Origin of the sequence: Stackebrandtia sp. (genome assembly GCF_035643755.1) — a bacterium.
Classification (GTDB): Bacteria; Actinomycetota; Actinomycetes; order Mycobacteriales; family Micromonosporaceae; genus Stackebrandtia.
In genome coordinates this window covers 1-5,073 of record NZ_DASQPW010000215.1, presented here as the reverse complement: position 1 = coordinate 5,073, position 5,073 = coordinate 1, and the positions used below count along the sequence as shown (strand labels likewise).

5 protein-coding genes and 1 pseudogene are annotated in these 5,073 nt (G+C 68.2%); 1 reads left to right on the top strand and 5 read right to left on the bottom strand.

All coding sequences use genetic code 11. From position 1 onward, the window contains the following. The 5 genes and pseudogenes from VE172_RS16580 to pdhA form a co-directional block, all read right to left on the bottom strand. Positions 1-330: pseudogene (locus VE172_RS16580) on the bottom strand (hypothetical protein); the annotation flags it as partial. A gap of 275 nt (positions 331-605) precedes the next feature. Further along, positions 606-749 carry a hypothetical protein gene (locus VE172_RS16575; RefSeq protein ID WP_324803044.1) on the bottom strand — a complete coding sequence of 48 codons (144 nt, stop codon included), beginning with the start codon at positions 747-749 and terminating at the stop codon, positions 606-608. 182 nt (positions 750-931) lie between these two features. Beyond that, a complete protein-coding gene (locus VE172_RS16570; RefSeq protein WP_324803043.1) occupies positions 932-2,293 on the bottom strand; it encodes a dihydrolipoamide acetyltransferase family protein in 1,362 nt (453 codons plus the stop codon). Between the two features lie 12 nt (positions 2,294-2,305). Further along, positions 2,306-3,286, bottom strand: a complete 981-nt coding sequence (locus tag VE172_RS16565) for an alpha-ketoacid dehydrogenase subunit beta (RefSeq protein ID WP_324803042.1) — start codon at positions 3,284-3,286, stop codon at positions 2,306-2,308. Beyond that, a complete protein-coding gene (gene pdhA, locus VE172_RS16560; RefSeq protein WP_324803041.1) occupies positions 3,283-4,452 on the bottom strand; it encodes a pyruvate dehydrogenase (acetyl-transferring) E1 component subunit alpha in 1,170 nt (389 codons plus the stop codon). The genes VE172_RS16565 and pdhA overlap by 4 nt, the downstream gene beginning before the upstream one ends. Positions 4,453-4,696: 244 nt before the next feature. On the opposite strand from pdhA, the gene VE172_RS16555 reads away from it, so the two are divergent. Then, a partial coding sequence (locus VE172_RS16555) for a hypothetical protein (protein WP_324803040.1) occupies positions 4,697-5,073 on the top strand: 377 nt, incomplete at its 3' end.

Below are 5,073 nucleotides of genomic sequence, written 5' to 3'. Positions count from 1 at the left end.
CGGCTGCTGGACGGGCAGCACGGAGGTGTTCTCGTCGAGTCCCGACTGCGGCGGCGAGGGTTGCGGCGCGGGGGGCATCTGCGGCCACTGCGCGCCCGAGCCGGACGTGGGGGCCGCGGGCGGCGGGTTGTGGGGATTGCGCCCCAGCTGCGTGGTGCCCGGGTCCTCGGGCTGCTGCGGCAGGGGCGTCTGCGCCGTCGGCGGTTCGGCCGAGGGCTGCTGTCCACCCCCCTGCGGACGAATCACCGAGGTGTTCTCGTCATCAGGCGGATCGTTGTGCGCGGGTGGTTCACCCGGCGACGCCGACGGGTTATTGGGATCGGACGTCATTGCGCCTCCTGCTTCGCACCCACGTGCCAGCGCACGCTCGTGTGTCAATCCTCAATGATTCGGCATACACGCTACCGAATCGCGACCACGGCCCGCGACCGCCCGCGACCTTTCGCCCCGACGCCCGTTTTCTATCGATTAATGGAAATGCCTTCGCCTTTGGGCCGGTGTGGCACAAGAAAAACCGGTGACCGCGTCCTTTCGGATGCGATCACCGGTCCTAGGTGCCCCACATTGGCACCCCATACCCCAGAGAGAGAAAAGTTTCGGGCCGCTTACATGAGGCGGCTGGTGTAAAGCATGACGTCCAGGCGGGCGCGGTCGTTGGGGTTGCTCGCGCGGCGGGCCATCTCGGCCCGGTAGGCGGCACGGTCGGCGCGCTGCTGGCGGTAGTTCTTGATCCGGCTGAAGGTGCTCATTCTGGGCTCCGCTCGTCTTTAGGTTCTGGCCTCGTCGTCCCATCTATTACACCAGACACTAGTGAGAAATTCCATTGATTTTAAGGTGAAGGCCCTCACGTGACGTCGATCATGGGGGTTTCGGGAATGGCAAAGGGCCCCGCCGCGGATCATCGCGGCGGGGCCCTTGGGGCTCAAGCGTTTTACGTCCAGGCGAGCATCGACGTGCCCGGGTCGGCCAGGAAGCGACCGACGTCGGCCAGGAACTTCGATCCCAGCTCGCCGTCGACGATGCGATGGTCGAACGACAGGCTCAGCGTGGTCACCTTGCGCGGAACCACGGCGCCCTCGTGCACCCACGGCAGGTCGCGCACCGCGCCGAACGCCAGGATCGCCGACTCGCCGGGCGGCAGGATCGGCGTCCCGGTGTCCACGCCGAACACCCCGACGTTGGTGATGGTGATCGTCCCGCCGCTCATGTCGGCCGGTGGCGTCCTGCCGTCGCGCGCGGTGGTGGCCAGCGCGGTGAGCGCCTCCGCCAGCTCGCGCAGACTCAGCTGCTCGGCGTTCTTGACGTTGGGGACGACCAGCCCACGCGGGGTGGCCGCGGCGATGCCCAGGTTGACGTAGTGCTTCACCACGATCTCCCCGGCCGCCTCGTCCCAGGACGAGTTGATCATCGGGTGGCGCCGCACCGCCAGCAGCATGGCCTTGGCGACCAGCAGCAGCGGGGACACCTTGACGCCCTCGAACTCCGGCAGCTCCCTGAGCCGCTTCACCGTCGCCATCATGTCGGTGACGTCGAGCTGCAGGAACTCGGTGACGTGCGGGGCGGTGAACGCGCTGGCGACCATGTTGGCGGCGGTGAGCTTGCGGACGCCCTTGATCGGGATCCGCTCCTCGCCGCCGACGGGACGCGCGGCCGTCACGGTGGCGGGACCCGCCGCCGCGCCGTTCACGTCGTCGCGGGTGATGGACCCCAGCGGCCCCGAACCCACCAGTGTGGACAGATCCACGCCGAGGTCCTTGGCCAGCTTGCGCACCGGCGGCTTGGCCAGCGCCCTGCCGCCGCCCGAGGGGGCGACGGCAGGGGTCGGCGCGACCGGAACCGGGGCCGGGGCGGGGGCGGGCGGTGCCACGGGCGCCTGCGCCGCGGGGGCCGCCGAACCCTTGCGGGCGCGGCGTTTCGCCACCACCGCCTTGGGTCCGTAACCCACCAGCACCGCGGTGCGCCCGTCGGCCGTGGTCTCGCCGATCAGCGAGCCACCGCCGTTGTCCGCCTTGGGCTCGGCGGGCGGCTCGGCCGGGGCCTCGCCGTTCGGATCCAGGTCGTAGGTGACCAGCGGCTGGCCCACGTCGACCGTGGCGCCCTCGTCGTGGTGCAGCTTCGAGATCTGGCCCGCGTACGGCGAGGGAATCTCGGTGAGCGCCTTGGCCGTCTCGACCTCGACGATCGGCTGGTTCAGGGTGACGTCGTCACCCGGGGCCACCAGCCACTTCACGATCTCGGCGTCCACGAGGCCCTCGGCGAGATCCGGCAGATTGAACTGTTCGAACTTCGACATCCCGTGTCCTCGTTAGTAGGTGAACGTCCGGTCGACCGCGTCCAGGACCCTGTCCAAATCGGGCAGGTAGTCCTCTTCGAGGCGGGCGGCGGGGTAGGGCGTGTCGTAGCCGGTGACCCGCAGCACGGGGGACTCCAGGGAGTAGAAGCACTCCTGGGTGACCCGCGCCGAGATCTCGGCGGCGATGCCCACATGGGACGGCGCCTCGTGGACGACGACCAGGCGGCCGGTCCTGCGCACCGACGCGAAGACCGGCGCCATGTCCAGCGGAGACAGGGTTCGCAGGTTGATCACCTCGAGCGAGCGCCCGTCCTCGGCCGCCGCGGTGGCCGAGTCGTGCGCCACCTTCATCATCGAGCCCCAGGCCACGACGGTGACGTCGTCGCCGGGGCGCTCCACGCGGGCGGAGTGCAGCGGCGGCGCGTCCGCCATGGACACGTCCACCTCGCCCTTCTCCTGGTAACGGCGCAGCGGCTCGAAGAAGATCACCGGGTCGTCGCTGGCGATGGCCTGCTGGATCATCCAGTACGCGTCCTGGGAGTTGGACACCGACACCACCTTGAGGCCGGGGGTGTGCGCGAAGTACGCCTCGGGGGATTCGGAGTGGTGCTCCACGGCGCCGATGCCGCCGCCGCAGGGAATCCGGACCACCACGGGAAGCGGGACGGTGCCCTGGGAGCGGTAGTGCATCTTGGCCAGCTGGGAGACGATCTGGTCGAAGGCGGGGTAGACGAAGCCGTTGAACTGGATCTCGCACACCGGGCGGTAGCCGCGGATCGCCAGACCGATGGCGGTGCCGACGATGCCGGACTCGGCCAGCGGGGTGTCGAAGATCCGGTCCTCGCCGAAGTCCTTCTGCAGGCCGTCGGTGACCCGGAAGACCCCGCCGAGCTTGCCGACGTCCTCGCCCATCAGGAGCACCTTGGGGTCGTCCTCAAGGGCCTTGCGCAGTCCGGCGCCGATGGCGCCTCCGATGCGAAGTGTCTGGCTCATCGGTGATCACTTCCCTCAAAGGACGCGTGGTACTTCGAGAACTCGGCGCGTTCGCTGTCCACCAGCTGCGAGCCCTCGTGATAGACGTTGTCGAAGATGGCGGCGGGCTGCGGATCGGGCATCGAGATCACCCGTTCCCGCAGACTGAGGGCGTGGTCGTTGGCCTCGGCGTCGACGGACTCCAGCCAGTCGGCGTCGGCGATCTCGTCGTCGCGCAGGAAGGTCCGCATCCGCTCGATCGGGTCCTTGGCCTGCCACTGCTCGACCTCACCGGAGTCGCGGTAGCGGGTGGGGTCGTCGGTCGTGGTGTGCGCGCCCATGCGGTAGGTGAATGCCTCGATGAAGCTGGGCCCGTTTCCGTGCCGCGCGTTGTCCATGGCGGTCTTGGTGACCGCGTAGGTGGCCAGCACGTCGTTGCCGTCCACCCGCACGCCGGGGAATCCGAAGCCGTCGGCGCGCTTGAACAGCGGCACCCGTGCCTGCCGGATCACCGGCTCGGAGATGGCGTACTGGTTGTTCTGGCAGAAGAACACCACCGGCGCGTTGTACACGCTGGCGTACACAAAGGACTCATTTACGTCGCCCTGACTGGACGCGCCGTCGCCGAAGTAGGCGATCACGGCCTCGCCGTCGTCGCCGCCCACCTTGCCGTCCTTCGTGATTCCCATCGCGTAACCGGTGGCGTGCAGGCTCTGCGCGCCGATCACGATGGTGTACATCTGGAACTTGAAGGCGCGGGAATCCCAGCCGCCCAGGTCGACGCCGCGGAACAGCCCGAAGGGCATGATCGGGTCGATGCCTTTTGTCCACAGCACACCGTGCTCGCGATAGGTCGGGAACACCATGTCCTGCTGTTGCAGGGCGCGTCCCGATCCGATCTGCGCCGCCTCCTGGCCCTGAAGGCTCGCCCAGATCCCGAGCTGGCCCTGGCGCTGTAGCGCCGTGCCCTCGGTGTCCAGGCGCCGGACGATGACCATGTCGCGATACAGCGCGCGATACTCGTCGTCGGTCATGGAGACGTCGTAATCGGGATGGCTGACTCGCCGTCCCTCGGGTGTCAACAACTGCACCATGTCGGGGTCCGCCGCCGGTGTCGATGCTGACTTGCGGCGCTTTGCGGGCGCCTTTTTCTTGGGACCAGTACTGTTCTGATCGCCGTTGACCATCTACGTCCTCCCTGTTCAGGTGCGCGTGGCCGGGATCGCCGAACCTGTCGCGCGATGGCCGAATCTTTTGGGGTCCATCCAGCATTCCAGAAGCTCCTGGATGCTCCACACCGTGATCATGACATTGACCCTATGAGATCGCCAGATGACTAACGGTAATATCTGACACTGCCCCGGTTCGACTCGACAAGGCGTGCCGAAACCCGACACGTTTGAGCATTCGCCTTGTCGCCCTAAGTAAGGCATGCTGGACGCATCGGTGTCGCGTGAACGGCGGGCGGTGACACCACACTGGGGCGGTCCGTCCGCATCGAATCTGCGGCACCACGTGGTGCACCTGGAAAAGTCGGGGGCGGCGATGCGTTTGATCAGTGGATATTCGTCGGAGTGGGGATGGCCGCGACACACCTTTGTGGTGGCCGCCCTGGCCTTGGTGACGACCCTGGCGATGGGGGTCGCGGCGGCGGGGGGCATGTCGGTGCTGGCCTCCGACGATTCCGCGTCGTCCGCCGAGCAGCCGGGGATGCCCGCGGTGCCCCCCGTGGTGGTGGCGCCCGAGCCCGAGCGGGACCGCCCCGACGCCAACCCGGCGCGGCGGGCGCCGCACCGCGAGCTGATCGC

Excerpts from the sequence above, each read along its gene's own strand:
- VE172_RS16575 (WP_324803044.1), bottom strand. The coding sequence starts at position 749 with ATGAGCACCTTCAGCCGGATCAAGAACTACCGCCAGCAGCGCGCCGAC.
- VE172_RS16570 (WP_324803043.1), bottom strand. The coding sequence starts at position 2,293 with ATGTCGAAGTTCGAACAGTTCAATCTGCCGGATCTCGCCGAGGGCCTC.
- VE172_RS16565 (WP_324803042.1), bottom strand. The coding sequence starts at position 3,286 with ATGAGCCAGACACTTCGCATCGGAGGCGCCATCGGCGCCGGACTGCGC.
- pdhA (WP_324803041.1), bottom strand. The coding sequence starts at position 4,452 with ATGGTCAACGGCGATCAGAACAGTACTGGTCCCAAGAAAAAGGCGCCC.